The sequence below is a fragment of the Agaribacillus sp. DX54 genome, assembly GCF_056858335.1.
Window position 1 is genome coordinate 12,745 of record NZ_JBXEQE010000007.1, and the last position, 20,294, is coordinate 33,038.

General features: G+C 42.9%; 19 protein-coding genes. 10 read left to right on the forward strand and 9 right to left on the reverse strand.

The genetic code is table 11. The features are described from left to right. Positions 1 to 133 precede the first annotated feature (133 nt). The 5 genes from AC04NP_RS09985 to AC04NP_RS10005 form a co-directional block, all read right to left on the reverse strand. Entirely contained in the window at positions 134 to 2,776 is a 2,643-nt protein-coding gene (locus AC04NP_RS09985) for a TonB-dependent siderophore receptor (RefSeq protein WP_482859542.1), read from the reverse strand. Positions 2,777 to 2,903: 127 nt separating this feature from the next. Next, the gene (locus AC04NP_RS09990; protein ID WP_482859544.1) at positions 2,904 to 3,827 is read right to left on the reverse strand and encodes a FecR family protein; all 924 of its coding nucleotides are present in this window, start codon (positions 3,825 to 3,827) and stop codon (positions 2,904 to 2,906) included. Between the two features lie 97 nt (positions 3,828 to 3,924). After that, on the reverse strand, positions 3,925 to 4,467 hold the full coding sequence (locus tag AC04NP_RS09995) for an RNA polymerase sigma-70 factor (protein ID WP_482859762.1): 543 nt from the start codon (positions 4,465 to 4,467) through the stop codon (positions 3,925 to 3,927). A gap of 289 nt (positions 4,468 to 4,756) precedes the next feature. Beyond that, positions 4,757 to 6,106: a dihydroorotase gene (locus AC04NP_RS10000; protein WP_482859546.1), complete on the reverse strand. Its 1,350-nt coding sequence runs from the start codon at positions 6,104 to 6,106 to the stop codon at positions 4,757 to 4,759. A 364-nt stretch (positions 6,107 to 6,470) separates the two neighbouring features. Further along, the gene (locus AC04NP_RS10005; protein ID WP_482859547.1) at positions 6,471 to 6,917 is read right to left on the reverse strand and encodes a Gldg family protein; all 447 of its coding nucleotides are present in this window, start codon (positions 6,915 to 6,917) and stop codon (positions 6,471 to 6,473) included. 504 nt (positions 6,918 to 7,421) lie between these two features. Between AC04NP_RS10005 and AC04NP_RS10010 the strand changes: the two genes are divergently transcribed. The 5 genes from AC04NP_RS10010 to AC04NP_RS10030 all read left to right on the forward strand — a co-directional run bounded on the left by AC04NP_RS10010 (position 7,422) and on the right by AC04NP_RS10030 (position 11,259). Further along, complete coding sequence (locus AC04NP_RS10010; RefSeq protein WP_482859548.1) at positions 7,422 to 7,847, forward strand: VOC family protein; 426 nt, start codon at positions 7,422 to 7,424, stop codon at positions 7,845 to 7,847. Between the two features lie 3 nt (positions 7,848 to 7,850). Beyond that, positions 7,851 to 8,063 (forward strand): SRPBCC domain-containing protein, encoded by a 213-nt coding sequence (locus AC04NP_RS10015; RefSeq protein WP_482859549.1) that lies wholly within the window; start codon positions 7,851 to 7,853, stop codon positions 8,061 to 8,063. 111 nt (positions 8,064 to 8,174) lie between these two features. Then, positions 8,175 to 9,737: an aldehyde dehydrogenase (NADP(+)) gene (locus tag AC04NP_RS10020; RefSeq protein ID WP_482859550.1), complete on the forward strand. Its 1,563-nt coding sequence runs from the start codon at positions 8,175 to 8,177 to the stop codon at positions 9,735 to 9,737. After that, on the forward strand, positions 9,734 to 10,927 hold the full coding sequence (locus AC04NP_RS10025; RefSeq protein ID WP_482859552.1) for a fumarylacetoacetate hydrolase family protein: 1,194 nt from the start codon (positions 9,734 to 9,736) through the stop codon (positions 10,925 to 10,927). The genes AC04NP_RS10020 and AC04NP_RS10025 overlap by 4 nt, the downstream gene beginning before the upstream one ends. An 11-nt stretch (positions 10,928 to 10,938) precedes the next feature. After that, the gene (locus AC04NP_RS10030) at positions 10,939 to 11,259 is read left to right on the forward strand and encodes a DMT family transporter (protein WP_482859763.1); all 321 of its coding nucleotides are present in this window, start codon (positions 10,939 to 10,941) and stop codon (positions 11,257 to 11,259) included. A 77-nt stretch (positions 11,260 to 11,336) separates the two neighbouring features. On the opposite strand, the gene AC04NP_RS10035 is transcribed toward AC04NP_RS10030, so the two are convergent. Next, positions 11,337 to 13,325, reverse strand: coding sequence for a monovalent cation:proton antiporter family protein (locus tag AC04NP_RS10035; RefSeq protein ID WP_482859553.1), 1,989 nt, complete (start codon positions 13,323 to 13,325; stop codon positions 11,337 to 11,339). Positions 13,326 to 13,582: 257 nt separating this feature from the next. On the opposite strand from AC04NP_RS10035, the gene AC04NP_RS10040 reads away from it, so the two are divergent. Continuing rightward, positions 13,583 to 14,071 (forward strand): hypothetical protein, encoded by a 489-nt coding sequence (locus tag AC04NP_RS10040; RefSeq protein WP_482859554.1) that lies wholly within the window; start codon positions 13,583 to 13,585, stop codon positions 14,069 to 14,071. Positions 14,072 to 14,158: 87 nt separating this feature from the next. Next, positions 14,159 to 14,575: a MaoC family dehydratase gene (locus tag AC04NP_RS10045; RefSeq protein ID WP_482859556.1), complete on the forward strand. Its 417-nt coding sequence runs from the start codon at positions 14,159 to 14,161 to the stop codon at positions 14,573 to 14,575. Positions 14,576 to 14,658: 83 nt separating this feature from the next. On the opposite strand, the gene AC04NP_RS10050 is transcribed toward AC04NP_RS10045, so the two are convergent. Next, positions 14,659 to 15,954 carry an ABC1 kinase family protein gene (locus AC04NP_RS10050; RefSeq protein ID WP_482859558.1) on the reverse strand — a complete coding sequence of 432 codons (1,296 nt, stop codon included), beginning with the start codon at positions 15,952 to 15,954 and terminating at the stop codon, positions 14,659 to 14,661. A gap of 17 nt (positions 15,955 to 15,971) precedes the next feature. Next, a complete protein-coding gene (locus AC04NP_RS10055) occupies positions 15,972 to 16,646 on the reverse strand; it encodes a TetR/AcrR family transcriptional regulator (protein ID WP_482859559.1) in 675 nt (224 codons plus the stop codon). Positions 16,647 to 16,846: 200 nt separating this feature from the next. Between AC04NP_RS10055 and AC04NP_RS10060 the strand changes: the two genes are divergently transcribed. From AC04NP_RS10060 to AC04NP_RS10070, 3 genes are all read left to right on the forward strand, one after another. Beyond that, positions 16,847 to 17,116 (forward strand): hypothetical protein, encoded by a 270-nt coding sequence (locus AC04NP_RS10060; protein WP_482859561.1) that lies wholly within the window; start codon positions 16,847 to 16,849, stop codon positions 17,114 to 17,116. Positions 17,117 to 17,268: 152 nt separating this feature from the next. After that, the gene (locus AC04NP_RS10065; RefSeq protein WP_482859562.1) at positions 17,269 to 18,168 is read left to right on the forward strand and encodes an FkbM family methyltransferase; all 900 of its coding nucleotides are present in this window, start codon (positions 17,269 to 17,271) and stop codon (positions 18,166 to 18,168) included. A 33-nt stretch (positions 18,169 to 18,201) separates the two neighbouring features. Continuing rightward, on the forward strand, positions 18,202 to 18,528 hold the full coding sequence (locus AC04NP_RS10070) for an NADAR domain-containing protein (RefSeq protein ID WP_482859564.1): 327 nt from the start codon (positions 18,202 to 18,204) through the stop codon (positions 18,526 to 18,528). 400 nt (positions 18,529 to 18,928) lie between these two features. Here the strand turns inward: AC04NP_RS10070 and AC04NP_RS10075 are convergent, their stop codons facing one another. Further along, positions 18,929 to 20,287, reverse strand: coding sequence for a DUF1552 domain-containing protein (locus AC04NP_RS10075; RefSeq protein ID WP_482859566.1), 1,359 nt, complete (start codon positions 20,285 to 20,287; stop codon positions 18,929 to 18,931). Positions 20,288 to 20,294 lie beyond the last annotated feature (7 nt).

Below are 20,294 nucleotides of genomic sequence, written 5' to 3' on the forward strand. Positions count from 1 at the left end.
CGTTTTTAGTCCATTTATAAATTGTAAAGAACCTGGGTATTCCCAAATAAAATAAAACTTTACAAGAGAATACCAAGGATCAATACAGGGGTGAATAACTGATTACCCGGATATATAAATTCCAAAACAGGCACTAAAACTCAACCGCCAACGAGAATATCGCTGTTGTAGGCGCACCAAAGGTGAATAAGCCGAATGCAAGACCTTCCAAAAATTCATTATTGGTAACATTGCGTACGTTCAACCTTGCGGTCATATTGGTGTTTCCCCAATTAAAGCCATACCTGGCACCCAAATCCAAGCGGGTATAGCGCGTTACTTCAAACGTATTCTCATTGTCCGCAAACCGGTCCCCGGTATGGAAGATACCTGCATTTACATCCAACCCCTTGATTGGGAGTTTATATTCTGCAAAAGCATTCAATTGAAATTCAGGAACACTTTGTGGTCTGTTGCCATTGATGCCTGGTTCCGTGGGATTATCAATTTCAGCATCCATGAATAAGCCTCCGATGATAACCCGTGCCTCTTCATTGATCTGTCCTGCCAAGGTAAGTTCGAAGCCGCGATTTCGTTGACTTCCGCCATACCTGAAAATATTGTTGTCGTCAATAAAGGCCAGCGGTTGGTCAATGTCAAAATAAGCGGCGGTCAACAGTCCGTTTTTGAACACCTCGGCCTTCAGGCCGGTTTCAAATTGTTCTGTTTCCACGGGATCGAGAAAACCTTCATCGAAATTATCCGCGTCACCTGGTATTTGAAACCCGTTAGTAATTCCAAGGGAATAACTGCCATAAAGATTCAGTTTTTCGACGGGTGTGTAGATAATGCCGAAATTGGGAACAATAATATGATCCTTATAGGAGGTCTGTAAGGTACCGTTCGTATTGAACACATCTTCGTTTTTCTGTTCCGTCCAACGTAGTGCGGCAAGGACCTCCAATGATTTTGAGACTTTGATAAGGTCCGTGACATAAAATGCCTGTTGAGTAAATACCATCCCGTCTCTGGTTAATCCTGCTTCCGGGCTGAGAACATCACCCGTTCCGGGAAAACCATATATAACGGGGGCAAAGATGTTTGATGGGCCAAGGATGGGCAAACTATTGGGCCCCCCGTTAAAACTCAAAGGATTTTTGCTATAGGCGCCCCCCACGGACAACTGGTGTTGCAGCCCAAACGTACTGAATTTTCCGTTGACAAAAGCCTCCATGGAAAAGGGGTTCCTTACCTGAGCAGGATCAAAATAGACCTGTACCTGGAAGTCACCGTTGGCCTGAAGTGAGCCCGGTGTTATCCGGCCGTCCTTTTGATCCCGTATAAGGTTCATCTGTTGCACCTTTAACTGGACCGACCAATTATCCGATATTTCGTAGACAACACCCAGTGAGCCGATAAAGTTTCGTGTGGGATAGGTGCCCCATTCCTGTCCTAAAAAGGTAGTTCGGTCAAAATCTTCAATCAGTTGACGTCTTTCTTCCAATGTCACAGATGCATCAAACGAATTGGTCCGGATGGTGGCCTGTGACTCCAACTCCCTATACTGGTATTCGGCTTCAAGATCGATGCGCAGTTTTTCCAAGGGCTGCCACTCGAAAAATGTACTGAACATCTGTCTTGGGCCAGCTTGGTTATCTACAAAAGTTGCTTCTCTTGCTACGACCGCATTGATTCGATAGCCAAATTTTTCATGGAGTTTACCACCAAAATCCCCATGGATTCCGACGGAACCGTTGGTGTCTCCAAAAGTCTGGATCCAACTGTACGGTCGGTCAGTCGGCCGTTTAAGTACATAGTTTACGACTCCCCCTGGCGGGGTGAAGCCATATCGAATAGCGGACGGCCCCTTAATGATCTCCACCGCTGCCTTGTTTTCAAAAGGGCTCTGGGCCTGGTTCTGAAAGATGAGGTTTTCGCGTCTGTAACTGGATGAATTGTCCAGGTCGTAACCCCGAATGTTCAGGACTTCGTTTAAACCAAGTGAATTTGTAACCAAAACAGAGGGGTCGTTCCGTACCAAATCACCCAATTGACGCACCTGTTGGTCAATCAAAACCTCTTGGGTGATGACAGAAACGGACTGTGGTATGTCCACCAAATCCTGGCTGCCAAAGGTGGCGCCGGATTGTTCAATGGCTACATAGCCGATTTCGCGTTCACCTACCAAGACCACTTCATCCAGATTTTCTGAAGATGGGTTGAGTGTAAAATTAATTTCTACGGTTTCACCTTCGATGATTGTTATGTTTTTTTCAATCGCTCCAAACCCTACTGAGGAAGCCACGATGATATAATCGCTTTCCGGTGCATAAAAGCTAAAGTTTCCATTTTCATCAGAAGATGCTCCATATTGTGTGCCTTTCAGGATTACGGAGACAAAGGGTAGCGGTTTGCCGTTTTGGTCATTGGTCTTGCCCCTGACCTGTCCGTTTTTAGCATCGGTTTGGATTAGGATGGTGTTGCCCCGGGTCCGGTAGTACATTTGGTATGCTACCAAAAGCTCATTGAGAATTTCCCTTAAGGGGACATCGGTGTAGCGATTGGATATGTCCCTGCTCTCTTCCGAATCGATGGATTCATAGGAAAAAGTGCAGTTGGCGATTTCTTCAATTTTGTTCAAAGCAGAAGCCAAACTGTCATTTTGGAATTTGATGGATATTTCTTTGTCAAGTAGCGAACTTTGTGCAGATAGCCAGTGTACATTTAGATAGATTAATAGTAAAAGAACAGTTCTGGACGTACTGAAAATAATTTCATTGAAAGTTTGATATTTCATATTTTTGTTAATAGTGTTATTTAATCTCGTGATTGAATTGCATAAGACCAGCACGAAGTTTGGAGACGGAATGCTGGTTTTTTTGTTTCTTTTTATTGTTTTCTCATCGGTAAATAGGGTTAATCTGTTAATAAATCAATACTGTTTTTCCTTCCTTTCGATATTGGAATTTGAGCACAAAGCCCATATCTTCCAACACGGATTCAAGTGGTTGATTTGTATGAGTGCCATTGTATTTTCTTCCGTTTAGACCTTGCTTCTTCACTTCGATGTGAACACCGTAAAAACGTTCCAAGTCGCGTACAACGGCGGCAAAAGACTGATCTTCAAAGACCAATTGCCTTTGAATCCAAGCTTTGTACCGTGCCGGGTCGACTATTTTTTTGTTCAGCTTGCCCTTGTCCAAGATACCCTGTTCATTGGGCAACAGCAGAATTCCACTATCGGGATCATTTCCTTGTTCATAAAAAAGTACCCTTCCCTTATCGAGGGTCAAAGTGTTGGTTTCTCCTTGATAAGCCGAGAGAGTGAACCTGGTGCCCAGTACCTGGGTCATCGATTCATTGGTCTCGACTATAAATGGGTGTAGCGAATCCTCTGCTACCTCAAAATAGGCTTCACCACTGAGTATTACACCGCGATTTTCACTTCCAAAATCTTTGGAAACCCTAAGCGTTGAGGCAACATTGAGGATAACTGTCGTACCGTCATCAAGTACCAGTGTTTTCAGTTCTCCTGCATTCGTCTCATAAGCGACCTGACCTTCAAACAAAAGCAAAAAAATTCCCAGTCCCATCAGCACTGCTATTGATGCGGCGATTCCCCAAGCATTCATATCAAATACATTGCTTTTTTGCTTTTGCGGGATCCGGGACTTTGTGGTTTTTATCCGGTACCATATTTTTTCCTCCAGATCCGGAGCTACACCGGAAACATCCCGGATTTTTTCAAAACCTCCTTTATCATCCAACCATGCTTCTACAGCTTGGATTTCAGCTTTGGAGCAATTTCCCTGTCCGTACTTTTCCAATAACTCCGGTGTAATTTCCATATTAGATACATGATGTTGTCTATCTACAGGAACGTTGAAAAAACAAGGAAGTCCTAGTCAACCCAAAATCATTTTTTCACAGCGTGGCGGGAAAGGGCTATCCGTTGGCTTTCAAATGCTTGTTAATGAAGGACAAAGCTTTGGTGAGATGGTTTTTTACCGTTTTTTGTGAAATGCCCAAGCGAATTGCGATTTCTTCTATCGTCAGGTGTTCCTCCCTGCTCAAGCGATATACTTCCTGGCACCGGCACGGTAATTGATCGACGACCAATTGCAAATCCTGCTTCAGAAATCGATGCACTGCCAAATTATGTTCTACAGCACTGGCATCGAAACCATTTTCTTCACATAGATTGCATGCTGTCCAGGTGGAGGTCTGGGTATTTGCTTTTTTACGGTAAAAGTCCACAATTTTGGTCCTAGCCGATATCATCAAATAGTTCTCGGTTTTTTTTGAAAAAACGAATTTTTCCCGACGTTTCCAGAGCGCTATAAAAACATCATGGACGATTTCCTCCGAAGCTTTACAATCCTTGGTTTTTGCATAACAGAATGCATACAACCGCTTCCAATGGGCGCGATAAAGCTTTTCAAAGAGGAGCTCTTCTTTTGAGTTATATTTTTCTTTTTCGTCCTTGATCTATTACTTATTTAAGCGTACCACAGTAGGTAACAAATATAGCCAAAAGAAATTTATTTAGAATTAATATAAATAAAGATGCTGTAGCGTATTTAAGAAAGCTTTTAATCAATGACTATATCTTACTCATTCGTTTTCTTTTCAGCCGTCCCAATTACTGTTTATGATTTGACACAATTGTTTTTCCACAATATTAAAGTTTATCAAAACCTCTGACAATTATCCAATCGATAGCAAAATATTTGTCGCTTCTGTGGTCACCGATAAGGGGCGAGCCTTGTTTCTTTTTTTAATCATTCTTTTGAAATGTAATAGGACGTCCTTTCACCGCTTCCCTGAAACTCCCCTTATCATAGACCAAATTTCCATTTACATAGGTTTGCAGCACTTTGGTCTGAAAAGTGGTGCCTTCCAATGGGGACCATCCGCATTTGTACAAAAGGTTGTCTTTAGAGACCGTCCATTGGCTGTTTAGGTCAACCAACGCCAAGTCTGCAAAATACCCTTCCCTGATAAAACCTCTTTTTTCCATTCGGTATAGCGTTGCCGGGTTATGGCACATTTTTTCGACGATCTTCTCCAATGATATCAGCCCCTGCTTATAAAATTCCAACATACAGTTTAATGAATGCTGAACCATGGGGGCGCCTGACATCGACTTAAAATAGGGCTTTTGTTTCTCCTCCAGAGTATGCGGGGCGTGATCTGTTGTGATTATGTCAATTCTGTCATCCAGCAGTGCTTTCAGCAATCCTCGTCTATCCTGTTCTGTTTTTATGGCAGGATTCCATTTAATGAGCACTCCTAATCGTTCATAATCCTTGTCCGAAAACCATAGATGATGGACAGACACCTCAGTAGTAATTCTTTTGTCCTGAAGAGGAATGATATTTTCAAACAGATGTGTTTCCGCTTCTGTTGTCAGGTGCAAAATATGTAGTCGTGCATGGTGCTTTTTCGCCAGTTCAATAGCTCGCTCGGTGGCTTCATAGCAAGCTTTTTCATTTCTTATTACCGGATGATATCGAATGGGAACATTGTCGCCATATGTATTCCGGTACATCTTTTCATTTTCTTCTATGATCTGTTCTTTTTCAGCGTGAATGGCGATAATCGATTTGCAGTTGGCGAATAGTTTTTCCATAGTTTCCGGGTTATCTGCCAGTAGATTCCCTTTTTTGGTAAAATACAGGCCGTCATCGGAAACGCCGATAAACCGGGATGTACCGGTTTTGACCACTTCATCGATATTGTCTCCGTTTATTCCCAAAAAGAAAGCATAGTTGGCCAGGGACTTGGTCGAGGCAATTTCATACTTGTCTTTGAGGGCTTCAGCGGTCAACACATTGGGGATGGTGTTGGGCATATCGATGAAGGAAGTGACCCCTCCTGCAATGGCAGCCTTACTTTCCGTATACAGGTCTCCCTTATGTGTTAGTCCCGGGTCACGAAAGTGTACCTGTCCATCGATGATCCCCGGCAATAGGTGTTTGCCTGTTCCATCAATTACTTTTTGATTTGGTTCAATGTCAATTTTTCCAATTTGCGTAATAAAGCCATCCGACAATAGTACGTCCGCGACAAAAGATTTGCCTTCATTTACAATGGTTGATTTTTTAATTAGAATGCGTTGGTTCATCGATTATGCGCTGTCTTTAGATGATATTCTTTTTACATTATTGCCAATGGTCCGGTATAAACGTAACAGTGAGTTTATACCCAAACTTTTTCAAAGCGAAAGATACCTAATTCCAACGAAAAAACGGTTCAGGTATTCACCTGAAACGCAGCAACGTTATTGGCCAGCTTTACATTCCCGGGGGGGCGGCGATTTTCTTTGATCATTTTTTTGGAATAAATACGCTCCAATTCAATCAACAGCATGCTAAATATAGGATTGAATAGCAGCGTTATTTTTCAGTTGCTTAGACTGGAAAAAATCAAAGCATTTTCTTTCGCATGAAAATATTGAAGATTGGCCATATGATTAACGGCTCCTTTGGTTAATAGCAAAATGCAGTCAGGAGCTGACCCGGTAGCTGTTCGATTCCCAGTTGGTTGAAAATAGTCACTAAGCCTGACTTATTATTAGGCTCTACAGCCAAAAGAAGGTTTTTCCCCTTCGAAATGTACCTTTGCAGTTCACTGATTTCTTGGGATGTTAAACTATCCAGAGGGTCGGCCACCACTAAAATATCTATTTCATTCATATTATGTGCCTGCTTAGACAGGTTCAATTCAACCATATCGGTAAAACCCAAATTAAGTAGAGACGTATTGTTTTTCACTCTGCCATAAAAAGCTGTTTTAAAATCAGTTTCTTTGTCCTCTGTAAAACTACGCTCTCCATGACCAGTTAGAAGACCAACACGAACCGGTGAATCCAGTAAATTCTTAAGTGCCCCCGCAACGTGCTCTTCGTGAGGGTAGTGGTCGACGCCATCATACATACGTAGCCTTGCTTTCCGCCCTTCATATACTAACTCTCTAATATTTGATTGTCTTCTTCAGGTAGTCAATGGATCTGTTTCTGACCGAGGTATATAAAAATGATTTTTGAACTCTTCACACTAAATTAAATGACTTGAAGCAACTGTTTGCTCATACAACCTGCCTAAAAACGCCCTTCCGGTATTAAAGGAAAATGTAGTGCCTTGAAGCTTTAACAGCGTGTCTGCTAATACGCTTTGGCATTAAGAATTAAGATAGATATGTGCTTCATCTTCTTGCTTTTAGCTACTCAAAGATACTGTATTGAAATGTCGCAATAAACCCGTTAGATCGACGGAATCAAAATACCTAATTCTCCTGTTGAACAGGTATCTTTGTAGTAAGATTTTGAAAAACAAATCAATGAATGGTGTAAAAACAGTATGGCTTATCCTTGTTGAGATACGTAACAAAAACTAAGTAAAAAAGACAGAAATTATAATTTAACCTTAAAAACCAATACAATGAAAGTAAATCCTTATCTCAATTTCGACGGTACTACCGAAGAGGCCTTCGATCTTTACAAAAAAGTATTTGGCGGAGAGTTTATGGCCAAGATGAAAATGACCGAAATGCCGGAGAGCGATAAACTACCTGAAAATGAAAGAGAACGTATCATGCACATTTCCCTGCCCATTTCAGAGGATACGATTTTGATGGCTTCCGATATTATTCCTTCGATGGGTCAGAAATTGCCGGAAGGAAGCAATTGCTACATTTCATTACATCCCACTTCCCGTGAGGAAGCCAACCGTCTTTTCGATGGACTTTCGGAGGGTGGCGAAGTAGAAATGCCCATGGAAGACCAATTCTGGGGCGATTACTTTGGCAGTTTCACCGACAAATTCGGTGTAAGATGGATGATAAATTACAACGCCGAATTCAAATAGTCGGTGGAGTCAATTACGGTACCGACAAGCATTGATGGTGACATACATAAAGTTTGGAACCTTTGGAGACAACCCGAACATGTCACTCCATGGAATTTTGCTACACCGGAATGGCATTGCCCAAGCGCCAATAATGATTTGACAGCCGTCGGAAAGTTTTCGTATCATATGGAAGCCGGGGATGGGGTATGTAGAAAGTACATAAATGCATCGTAGTGTTGGAAAAACCGCTTAAAAATTCCCTATATCCTGCCGCTTGTTGAAAGTAATAGTTACATTTAAAGCGGTTTTACCAAATCAATGAAATAACTATAACTAAATAGACTTATGACAGCATCAAAAAGCCTGATTGCGGGGAGTTGGGAGGATGGGGCAGGAAGCTCATTCACCTCCTATGATCCCGCCAATGAAGAAAAGTTGGGGGTACATCAGGGGGTGGAAAAGTCCCAGGTGGATCGTGCGGTAGAGGGAGCCGCCAGTGCCTATGTGATTTACAAAATGTTTGATTTTGATCAAAGAGCGGCATTTATAGAAGATGTAGCGGATGAAATTGAAGCACTGGGGGATGAACTTTTGGAAACCTGCCACCGGGAAACGGGACTGGGCATTCCGCGCCTTACCGGAGAGCGGGGCCGTACGTGTGGGCAATTACGCGCCTTTGCGGCTTTGGTACGTGAGGGAAGCTGGCAACAGGCCCGCATCGATACCGCCATACCCGACCGGACGCCCATTCCAAAATCCGATATCAGAAGGGTCTTGCGACCCCTGGGCCCTATTGCCGTTTTTTCCGCTTCTAATTTTCCCCTTGCCTTTTCTACCTTGGGCGGGGATACCGCCGCTGCATTAGCCGCCGGAAATCCGGTGGTGGTAAAAGGGCATCCCAGTCATCCGGCTACTTCAGCGTTATGCGCCAGCGCTATCGAAAAAGCCATCGAAAAAAACAATCTTCCCCAAGGTCTTTTTAGCCTGTTGCAAGGGGCCGAACCTTCTGTCAGCTCCGAGCTTGTGAAACATCCCAAGATAAAGGCAGTAGGCTTTACGGGCAGTACTCACGTAGGCAGAATACTTTACGACCTGGGGGCGTCGAGGCCTGAACCCATACCTGTATATGCTGAAATGGGCAGCACCAACCCGTTATTTATTTTGCCTAAAGCCATCCAAAACCGTGTAAACAAAATAGCCCAGGGACTGGCAGGCTCTATCACCCTGGGCACAGGACAGTTCTGTACCAAACCCGGGCTCGTTTTTGTCCTGAAATCCGGTGACTCCGATGCTTTCAAAGAAGTATTGACCCAGGCCATCGGGGACATTCAGACCGGTAATTTGCTTAATTCAGGTATCAAATCGGGGTTAACAAAAAAACTGGATGCGTATGACCACAAAAAGGAGCTGACTACCATAGCAGGTGGGGTCGTTAATGGCGGCACCCTGTTTAGTGTAAGCGGCAGCGATTTTTTAGAAAATCCGGAACTGGAAGAAGAAGTTTTCGGGCCGGTGGCGATTCTTGTCGAGTGTGAAAATATCGATGAAATGCTCCGGGCGGCCAGCCGGCTTGGAGGGCATTTGACAGGTACCATCCATTCAGACAATGATCCGGAAAGCGAAGCATTAAAAACAATTTTGGAAGAAAAGGCAGGTAGAATCATTTATAACGGGTTCCCAACAGGCGTGGAAGTCTGTCCGTCTATGCATCATGGAGGACCCTATCCGGCCACCACGTTTGCGGCTTCCACCTCTGTCGGTACCGCAGCTATTGAACGTTTTTGCAGTGTGGTTTGCTATCAGGACGCTCCTGATGATCACCTTCCCGAAGCCTTAAAAAATGAAAACCCCAGAGGTATTATGCGTTTGCTGAACGGCCAATATACTGCGGAAAAAGTAGAAGCATGACCGGTAAAGAAATTGATGATGTAATTCCTCATGCCGCTAAAGAGGGCACCTGGATTGGCAGGTGTCAGGTACCCGGGTCATTGGCTTATAAGGGAGTCGCCGGGCCTCATGTGGTGCAGGTAAAGGATAGATACGTCTACGACCTCTCCGATCATTATGGATCAACCGGTGAACTGATTAATGCCAGTCATCCGGTGGCTTCACTCCGGGCACTTGCACCGCTTCCCAAACTGGGTAATTTAACCGACATACTCAAAAATTCCCTTTACCTGCAAAAAGACGAAACGCTCCCGTATTTTATTGCCCCTAATGATACCCAGGCGATAAAAGCCTGCGGCGTAACCTTTATCCAAAGCCTGTTGGAAAGGGTAATTGAAGAAAAGGCAAAAGGAGACGCAACCCTGGCCGCCGAAATCAGAGCCATCGTAACCGATAAAATTGGTGCTGACCTTCATACGGTCAGACCTGGGTCTGAGTATGCCATAAGGCTGAAAGCTGAGTTGCAGAAACAGGGTATGTGGTCCCAGTATTTGGAAGTCGGTATTGGAAAGGATGCTGAGATTTTCACAAAAAGCCAACCTTTTTCTGCAGTTGGTTTTGGCGCCGAAATTGGGGTCCTGGCAGATTCCGGATGGAATAATCCCGAACCCGAGGTGGTGTTGGCAGTATCCGGGGACGGGGCTATTGTGGGAGCGACTTTGGGCAATGATGTGAATCTGAGGGACTATGAAGGACGCAGCGCCTTGTTGCTGGGAGAGGCCAAAGATCAGAACGGTTCCTGTGCGATCGGGCCGTTGTTCCGGCTTTTTGATGAGTCCTTTACATTGGAAAAGATCAAACAAGAAGACATTCATTTGCGGATACGCGGAAAAGATGGCTTTCAGATGGAAGCTTCCTCACCCATGGATAAAATAAGTCGTACTCCGGAAGCACTGGTCGCCCAGGCTATTGGCAAAAATCATCAATACCCGGATGGTCTGGTTCTCTTCTGTGGAACCATGTTTGCCCCAACAGAGGATCGAGGCAGCCCGGGGCTTGGCTTTACTCATAAAATAGGAGATGAAGTGACCATCTGTTCGAAACATCTTGGAACATTGGTGAACTGGGTAAATACCTGCGATCAATTACCCAGGTGGGAATTTGGAATTGGTTCATTTGTGGAGTACCGCATAAAAAGAAAATCGGTATAAGTTTTAAAAGGATTTATTTATTAGTTGCCATCATGAGCGAAGTCATTGCTACCGCTGCATTGAAAGAAAGCAGCGGTTTTTCCAAGCTTTTATCTTCTTTGCTTGCGATATTAGGATACAGCTCAGCCTTCTATTTCCTGTCACTTACACTAAAAGCAATTTCTGTTGGGATAGCCTATGCCCTATGGGCAGGTGTAGGCATTGTACTGATTTGGGTTATCGGATACCTCCGTTTCGGTCAAAAGCCGGATATGCCAGCCATATTGGGAATAGTTTTAATCACCGCAGGTGTAATCGTGATAAACTTTTTTTCCAACACAGTCTCCTGTTAAACCACTAAGTATAATACACATAATTCACAATCAGGGAACAACATACCGGGAGTGAGGCATGTGAGGCCGGGAAACTATTAAGGGCATATATGTTGGCTGAGTTGACTCACAGCTTCATTGGTACCAAATACATAGAGGGTATCACCCTGTGCTATCACTTCATCCGGCCTGACATGTGAAATAAATTTCTCCTCCCTTTTAATAGCGATGACATTGATATTATATTTTTCTCTTAAATCCGACTCACGCAGGGTTTTTCCGACGATCTTGTTGGTGCTTTGAATGACTGGCAGGCTCACAAAGGTAGCATCCGGAATATCGAGATGTACACCATTTTGCCGGGCAGTCAGGTGTCCGGGATTGCGGAACATTTCGTAATTCTGGGATCTGATCAGGTCGATGAAGCTTTGAATTTCCTGGGCAGGAATGAGATATTTCGACAATACTTTTGAAAAAATTTCAATGGAAGTTTCAAACTCCTCGGGTATTACCTCATCGGCACCGGCCTGAAGGTTTTCCTGAATCTCTTTTACAAAACGTGTCCGTACGATGACATAAACGGTTTTAGACAACCCACGGATTTGGGAGACAATCTTTTTGGTGGCCTTGGGATCGGAGATGGCAATCACAACGACCCGGGCTTTATGCACAAATAAATGCTTCAGGATACTTTCTTCCGTTGCGTCACCAAAATAAATTTGTTCACCTTCTGCTTTGGCACTTTTTACGGTTTTGGCATTAAGCTCCACGATCCGGTAGGGTATGTCAGCATTTCTGGCCGCCCTGGCCAGATTTTTACCATTGATCCCATACCCGATGATTACCAGGTGATCGTTTAGCTCTTCGGCGAGGGATATACGCGTGTCGGGGGCTATGGTTTGTGGTTCCAGGCGTTTGGCGCCGGGCACCTTAACCAGTAAATCGGTCAACTGATGGGCAAACTTAAAAAGTAATGGGGTCATACCCATGGAAACTATCGAGGTGGCGAGAAAATACTGATATACATTATCAGGCAATAATTCGTACTGCATACTGGTATTTGCCAATAAAAAGGCAAACTCACCCACCTGGAAAATACTCAGGGCCGTAAGAATTACCGTACGCAAAGGATAACGCAACATGATGACCGCAAACCCCACTATGATAGATTTGGTGATCGTCACAGAAAGTGTTAGCAGGATCACATACAAGATGTTGTCGAAGACAAACTGAACATCCAGCAGCATGCCGATGGAGACAAAGAAAAAGCTTATAAAAATCTGATGGAAAGGGATAATGTTGGCGGTTGCCTGATGGCTATAATCTGATTCGGAAATAATCATGCCGGCAAAAAAGGCTCCCAAGGCGAGAGAAAGTCCTATTGAAGAGGTGAGCCAGGCGGTGGCAAAACATATGACCACAGTGGTTAGAATGAATAACTCACGGCTCCTGGTTTGTACCACCTGTTTTAAAATATAGGGCACCACATAATTAGTAAGCACGATGATCAGCAAGACTACACCGGCTACCTTAATCAGCAGCCACACCAGTGTCGATGACATATTTTCAGACTCGCCGGCCAATATAGGTACCAGCAACATCATCGGTACGACTATAATATCCTGGAAGATCAGTATAGCTACTGATAACAGGCCATGGGGAGCTGTAATTTCACCATTAGCCTGCAAAAGGTTCAATACAATGGCCGTACTACTCAGGGAAAAAAGAAAACCCAAAAAAACCGCTTGTTCCCAGCTTAATCCTATGAAATGGGAAACAAGCGCCGTAACCAAAATAGTTATCCCAACCTGCACCGAACCACCGATTAACACCTCTTTTTTGATACTCGCCAAATTTTTCAACGAGAATTCAATGCCGATAACGAAAAGCAGGAAAATCACACCGATTTCAGACAATAACTCAACTTCATGTTTTGCCTTGATCAGGCTCAGACCCTGTGGGCCGACCACAACACCCGTCACTAAAAGACCAATAATAGGAGGTAATTTGATCTTTTGAAACACCAGAATAATCAATACTGAAGCTCCGAGAATAATGACAATATCTGATAGTAAAGGAAAATGCATCACGCGGTTAAGTTACTTATTTCCTGATCTTCTTTATTCATAAAAGGACCTTTTTCTTCCCGATCACCACCCTGAAATATGGAAAATAAAAAGATTTTTGATGGAAATTTTTCACAAAGCACGAAAATAACCTGTAAACAAATTGGGATAAACCGCTATCTTAGCATAAAAACAGCAGACATGAGCATTTAAATTTGCATCAATACCTTCTGTTATAAGGTGAATCCAAGCTAATAAGGACCAATAAATTTAAGCACATGAAAGCGGAAGATATTTATTTTTATGCACCCAAAGCGAGGATAGATACTGCAAAAGTGTTTACGATCACAAAGGAAGGTGATCATCTTAGGGTGAAAAATAAAAATGTGAGTTGTCTTTTAAAAAACCTTACGGAAGAATCCTTTAATGATATTTATAACGAATATTTCAGTCACTTGAATCTGAACTTTTCACCTGTGAAAATAGATAGTAAAATATACCGACTGACTAAAGATAAACAAGAGGCTTTAGAACAAGAAATCATCATGCGCCGGATATATTTTTATACGGTTAACAATTTAGAGATAGAAGTTCGACGTGAAGACTTTACCTCTCCCGGCGTAGCTGATTGCGTTATTGCATTATTGGATAAAAAATACGGAAAGGATACAAAAATAAGTCTGACAATAGGCGCACATTTATTAAGACGAGATTATGAGGACTATTGTCAAACGGTGAAAGGAAGAAGGCGGCATTATGATCGATAATCACGGGCAATATTCCCATCGATGGATTTACCGGCGTTTGCAGGTTTTGCTGACCTGCCTGTCTGTTACAGGAAATTAATTATATATATGAAAAAAGAAAAACTTGAAGTTGGGGATACGTGCACACACGATGTGTCATTTACCCAGGATGAAGTAAAAAAATTTGCAGCGTTAACCAAAGATACCAACCCCATCCACCTCGATGAGGCGTATGCCTCCGGAACGGTTTTTAAAAGACCTATTGTTCACGGATATTTATCAGGGGCGGTTTTTTCGAAGGTGTTCGGGACTGTTTTCCCAGGTATAGGTACTATATATCTGTATCAGGAAATGAAGTTCAGAAGACCGGTATACACCGGAGAAAAATATGTTGCCACCTTTGAGGTAACAGAGATTGTTGAAGAAAAAAACAGGGCCGATATTTATTGCCAACTTTTAAATTCCGAGAATAAAGTCTGCATTGAAGGGCAGGCAACGGTCATGCATCCGGAGAAAATTGGCTGAGTGATTGCATGAATCCCGTGTCCGGAAATCTGTTTTGTTTGATGGCAATTTAAGCACCTGCCACCTCAAAAACATACCTGTGTTCAATTTTTATTGATCACAACTTCAGCTTTTAATTCATTTAATAAATTGTACAATCCAAAGTAGGTCCGGTTAATATATAGCCCATGCCTGTTGCCTCTTGCCGTTTTGGAATTCCTAAGCTCTTTCATCCGTGATACCCTGTCGCCTACCTCATAAATCTGTTTGAAATAGCTGTTATCACCAAAATCAAAGGAACCATACCTGAAAGGGCGACCCAAAAGTTCGATCATTTCCCTGAAGAGCGACATAAAAAACTCTTTTTCCCTTCGTGTATCCTGCGGACTCAAAAAACCGAGCTCCATAAACAGTCCTTCCAGGTCATAAGCGCCGTCAAGGATATCCTTCTGCATCAGTTTGAAATACTGGTCATAAAAGTCTTTTGGAATTACCTTGACACAACCAAAGTCGATGATTCCCAATTGATGATCCGGTGTAATGATGAAATTACCCGGGTGCGGATCAGCATGCACCTCTTGTAACTCGTGAACCTGATAGTGATAGAAATCCCATAAAGCCTGACCGATTTTGTTACGTTCCTCCTGCGTGGGCTGTTTATTGACCCATTCCGTTACATGAATCCCGTTGATCCAGTCCATGACCAGTATCCGCTCACTGCTGAACTCCGGATAGTATGTGGGAAAACAAAGATTATCGAGATGTGCGCTTTTTTCCGTAAGCTGCATAGAGCGCTGCAATTCCAGGCTGTAATTTGTTTCTTCGATAAGCTTTTCCTCTACCTCACCTATATATTGTTCCAATTCAGACGTGTTAATTTTGAACATACGAGCCGCTATTGGCCTGACAATCTTCAGGTCTGAGCTGATACTGTCTGCCACGCCCGGATATTGCACTTTTACGGCCAGCTCCTTTCCGTCGAGCGTGGCTTTATGCACCTGACCGATGGAAGCGGCGTTCACAGCTTTTTTTGTGAAAGAGTCAAAAATCCCCTCCGGCGCCTGGCCGAGATACTTTTTAAAGGTGCGTACCACCAGCGGATAAGACAGTGGCGGCGCACTGTATTGTGACAGCGCAAACTTATCCTGATAAGGGGTGGGCAGAACGTTTTTGTCCATGCTGAGCATTTGCGCCACCTTCAGCGCGCTGCCCTTTAGCTCACTGAGTGACTCATAGATGTCTTCGGCATTGTCAGCGTTTAACTGATCTTTAGTAAGCTCCGGATTGAATAACTTTTTGCCGTAGTGCTTCAAATAATTTCCGCCTATCCTGGCTCCTGTTTTTATAAATTTTGACGCCCTCTGTACCTTCGATGTAGGTATACTAATCTGCTCCTTCATATTCTTTTCTCCTGTTCCTAGCGATTCTGATATAAAAATTTGGCAAAATCCACCATCATATCCAATGGCCCCCTGCCCATAAGTTCAAACGATAAATTCACGGATTTTTCAATGGCAGCATCTGTCTTCTCGAAATTGGCGCTGTCATCTTTCAGCCAAAAGTTGATCACAAACAGCACCTGTAACCACAATGCGTCATGATATCTTTCAGTGATTACGGGTCGCTTCACAATTTCCTCAGATGCCAACCCCTCGCTGATTAACTGCCGGATGTAATCGTTGAAATCCTCTTTAAAGCTTTTTAAAAACGAAGGGGTCAGTTCCGGCCTCTTAGCGTCCCTGAAGCAAAGTTGTGCGTAACTTCTGTCTTTTTTCAGCACTTCCATCAAGGTGTAGTAGAAGGCGAGCAGCTTTTCCCGGATGGAATATTCTGCGTAAAGCTTATCCTCTTGCAACACTTTCATGGTATTGGTAATATACTCCTTCCAGATTTCCCGCTGTATCGACGAAAAAGCCCCGAAGTGTTTGTAGAAATCCTCTTCTGCCATATCCAACACTCTCATAAATTGAAAAACCGATGGTGGCTCATGACCGTTGAGCAGTACAAATTCTTTGTATGCGCTGATTAGTTTTTCCCTGTGATCGTCTGTCTTTGCTTTATTCCCTTTACCGGTGGCTTTGGTAGTTGCCATAGTTTTATCGATTTTGTTGTTATTAATATCCCTATATAATAACGTATTTTTCAGAAGATGTTCGTGGTTGTTTGAAAATATTTTTACCCACCCATTTACCCACTTTACATCAGGTAGTGTTTAAGACATAGAGAAGCTTAGATAAATTAGTAAGTTAGCATAACAATAGGAGTGAGGGTAGGCCTTCAAATTTAATTCGGGTGGAAGATAAATATGTGGAAAATGGCACTACCTATGAGTATAAAAGCGATTACGACCTGCTGTTAGTGGAGGAAGATGAAGAAAAAGCCCATCGCACAAAATTTGCAAAGCGTTTAAAACGCAGGATCCTGAAAAATGTAGAGACAGACACCGCAGGCTTGCTTACTTCACTGAATGCCTCACGGCAAAACAGCTTGCCACTTGCTTCGCTTCCGGGCACAACCCCAGCGCGTAAGGGACTTTCACCCTTTGGAACACTCCTTTTTTAGAGTTATATTCACCATTCAAGGCACACACCATAGATAAAAATGAATGCGCTTGCTCTCTTCATAAAAGATCAGAAGTCAAAAAGAAAGTTTGGGACTTCAGAGAGGGTAAGCGCACTTATTTTATCAAGATGTTAGTAAAAATTGAACACGAAATGAAACAGATATTTTATAAAATAATATATAGTCCTACGATTAATAAAGTTTTAAGGAACATAAATAAAATCCTTGCTCCTGTATTACCCAACAAAATCAAAATTCCACCTTCAGGTGTACTGATAATAAAAAACGAAGATGGTAAAAAGTTAAAGATCAAAACAAATCAGACTAATTACCTGACTCAACTATTATTTTGGGAGGGATACCGGAATTTTGAATATACAGATATTTTCATAAAACTCATCAAAAAGGTAAAAGTCTTTTATGATATAGGTTCGAATATCGGGTATTATTTATTGCTTGCTAAGATGGAAAATCCCGAAATCAATGTTGTTGCATTTGAACCTGCCAATAGTCCATTGTTTTATTTGAAAGAAAATGTAAGCATAAACAATTTTAAAAACATAACAGTCGAAGAAATAGCATTATCGGAAAAGACTGGTAGCATGACATTCTTTGAAATCAAAAACAAGAAATACACTTATCTTGAGCATAATTTAGCAGGAGAGGGTAATGCTGGAACTAAAACTACTCAGCGAAACTATGTGGCTACCACGGTTAAAACAAAAACCTTCAACGAGTACGTATCCGATACCTCTCAAGAGCGTATTGATTTAGTTAAGATGGATACAGAAGGGACTGAAAATCTCATTTTAAAATATTCGGATGTTATTCTAGAGCAAATGAAACCAATATTTATTTGTGAAACCCTTTTTGATACTATTGAACCGGAACTTGAGTCGATATTTAAGAAGTATGGTTACGATTTCTATAATCATACGAAAGAAGGACTAAAAAAAGTGACCTCTATACTCAGAGAGAAGGATAATGGTATTAGAAATTGTTTCTTCGTTCATCCAAGTAAATTTTACCTAATAGAAGAGTTTGTTCAATAACTTTCAAACTGTTAGTATTAATTGATGGACTATATGAGAAAAGGGATTGAAAAGGCATATCAAGCCTCTAAAAAGCTGAAGTTCCTATTCTTTTGGGGACATCAAAAACATCCGAGTGGAGAGATTACCAGCTCCTGTTTTAGTCAATGGTGGTCAAGTAAATTCGAGGTAGATGGGGTGGTGTCTCCAACAACTGAACATTGGATGATGGCTGAAAAAGCTATACTTTTTGGAGACGCAAATACACTGGAAAAAATTCTGGTATCAAACTCTCCGGGTAAGGCAAAACAACTTGGAAGGGCTCTTAATATCATATTTCATATCCAATTTTTTTCTCTTGCCATTATGTGGTGTTGCTGAGGTCAGAACCAGCGCCTTAATAGTGGGAACAAACTGATAATTGGCTCTATGAATTGCCGCTTTATCGGCAATCTGGATGGCATCATTCCTGAAAGTGGAATTTCGTAGCGTAGTTTCGATACTATAAAACCTTCCCCCCTGATTGATATTCTCACCCCTGGTGATATCTGTGGCATACAATCTACATGATTTTGACGTTATGCGATTTAAATCTGATTGTACTCTTAAAGCTAACATAATACTGACAAAATCAATTTTAATCTGAAAAAATTTATTCTGATTTATATCTTTTTCAATCGGTATATGTATGAAATCATGGCCATTGCCCTACAAGTTACCTGGTGCATGAGACTTAGCTATCGGCACTTTAAATGACTAACAGGCGGGGGATTTTTCAAATTTACCTCAATATTTTCGTGTCCAATTTTCCGGAACTATCCGAGAAACTATCCATTTCAATACCCAAAGTATGCAGCATGTTCACAAAAAGATTGGACATGGGAACATGGTCGTCAAATTTCTCATAGGCACCGTGTTTTACGCCCATCTTGGCTCCTCCTGCCAGCACAAGCGGATAGTTAACCGCATCATGGGTGGTGCTGCAGGCACTGCCGTAGAGGATCAGGGTATTGTCCAGCAGGGATCCATGTTCGTCATAGGTGTTTTTCATGCGGTCCAAAAAGTAGGTAAACTGTTTGGCCAGCCATTGGTCGTAGCGGCCCCATTCCTCCCAATGGTTTGCAGACTTATCATGACTGATGGCATGGTGCCCTCGCTGCAGGCCCAATGCCAGTTTAGGGAAATTTTCTCCAAAGCCCATGCCGTCTTCCCTGGCCATCATATAGGTCATAACCCTTGTCAGATCCACTTGCATTCCCAGGACCATCAGGTCGAAGGTGGACCTGACATAACTTTCAGGATCTACCGTGGCATTGACATTAAAGTTGATATGACTGGCGTCAAAATCCTTCATAGGGATATCCAGCCATTGTTCGTTACGCTTTATTTGCTCTTCTACCGTATTCAGGGAAGTCATGTATTCGTCCATCTTGAGCTGATCGTGCCTGCCGAGGCGTCTTTGAAGGCGTTTGCTATCCTCCAACACCAGGTCCACAATTTTCTGATCCTGCTTCAGGCTGCGACGGCGGGCTTCTGTGGCAGCGCCACCTCCGGGTGCAAAGTAACGTTCAAAAATCTCCCGGTGCCGGTGCTCTGAAGGGATGGGGTTTCCGGAGTGGTCAAAGGAAAGAGTGGAAACCCTGGACTTATAACCTACGCCGCCATCCGTTGAAAGCGCCAGAAACGGATAACGTGTGTGTCGACTGAACTTTTGGGCCACCACCTGATCGATGGAAATGTTATTCCGGTATTCGTTACCTCGCAAATCACCTCCGGTGAGCCATGTATCACCTGCCAGATGCCCCAATAAATGCCGGCTGCGCGGATGGCTGAGACCACCTATAATAGAGATATCTTCCCGGTGTGAAGCAAGGGGTGCCAGGGTTCTGGTAAACCGATAGTCTTTTCCTTCACCTAAAGGAAACCAGCTCCATTTTTTGTGTGCGGGATTTTCAATGGGAGGGAGGCCTACGCCATTCGGAAAATAGACAAAGCAAAGCCGTTTGGCGGCTTCTTGGACTGTTTTACCTCTACTAAAAGTACTACCCATACCCATCGCTTCGAGATAGGGGAGCATGCAGGTGACCCCCAACCCTTTTAAAAATGTTCTTCTGTCTAAGTGCCAGGATTTACGTCCCATAGTTTTT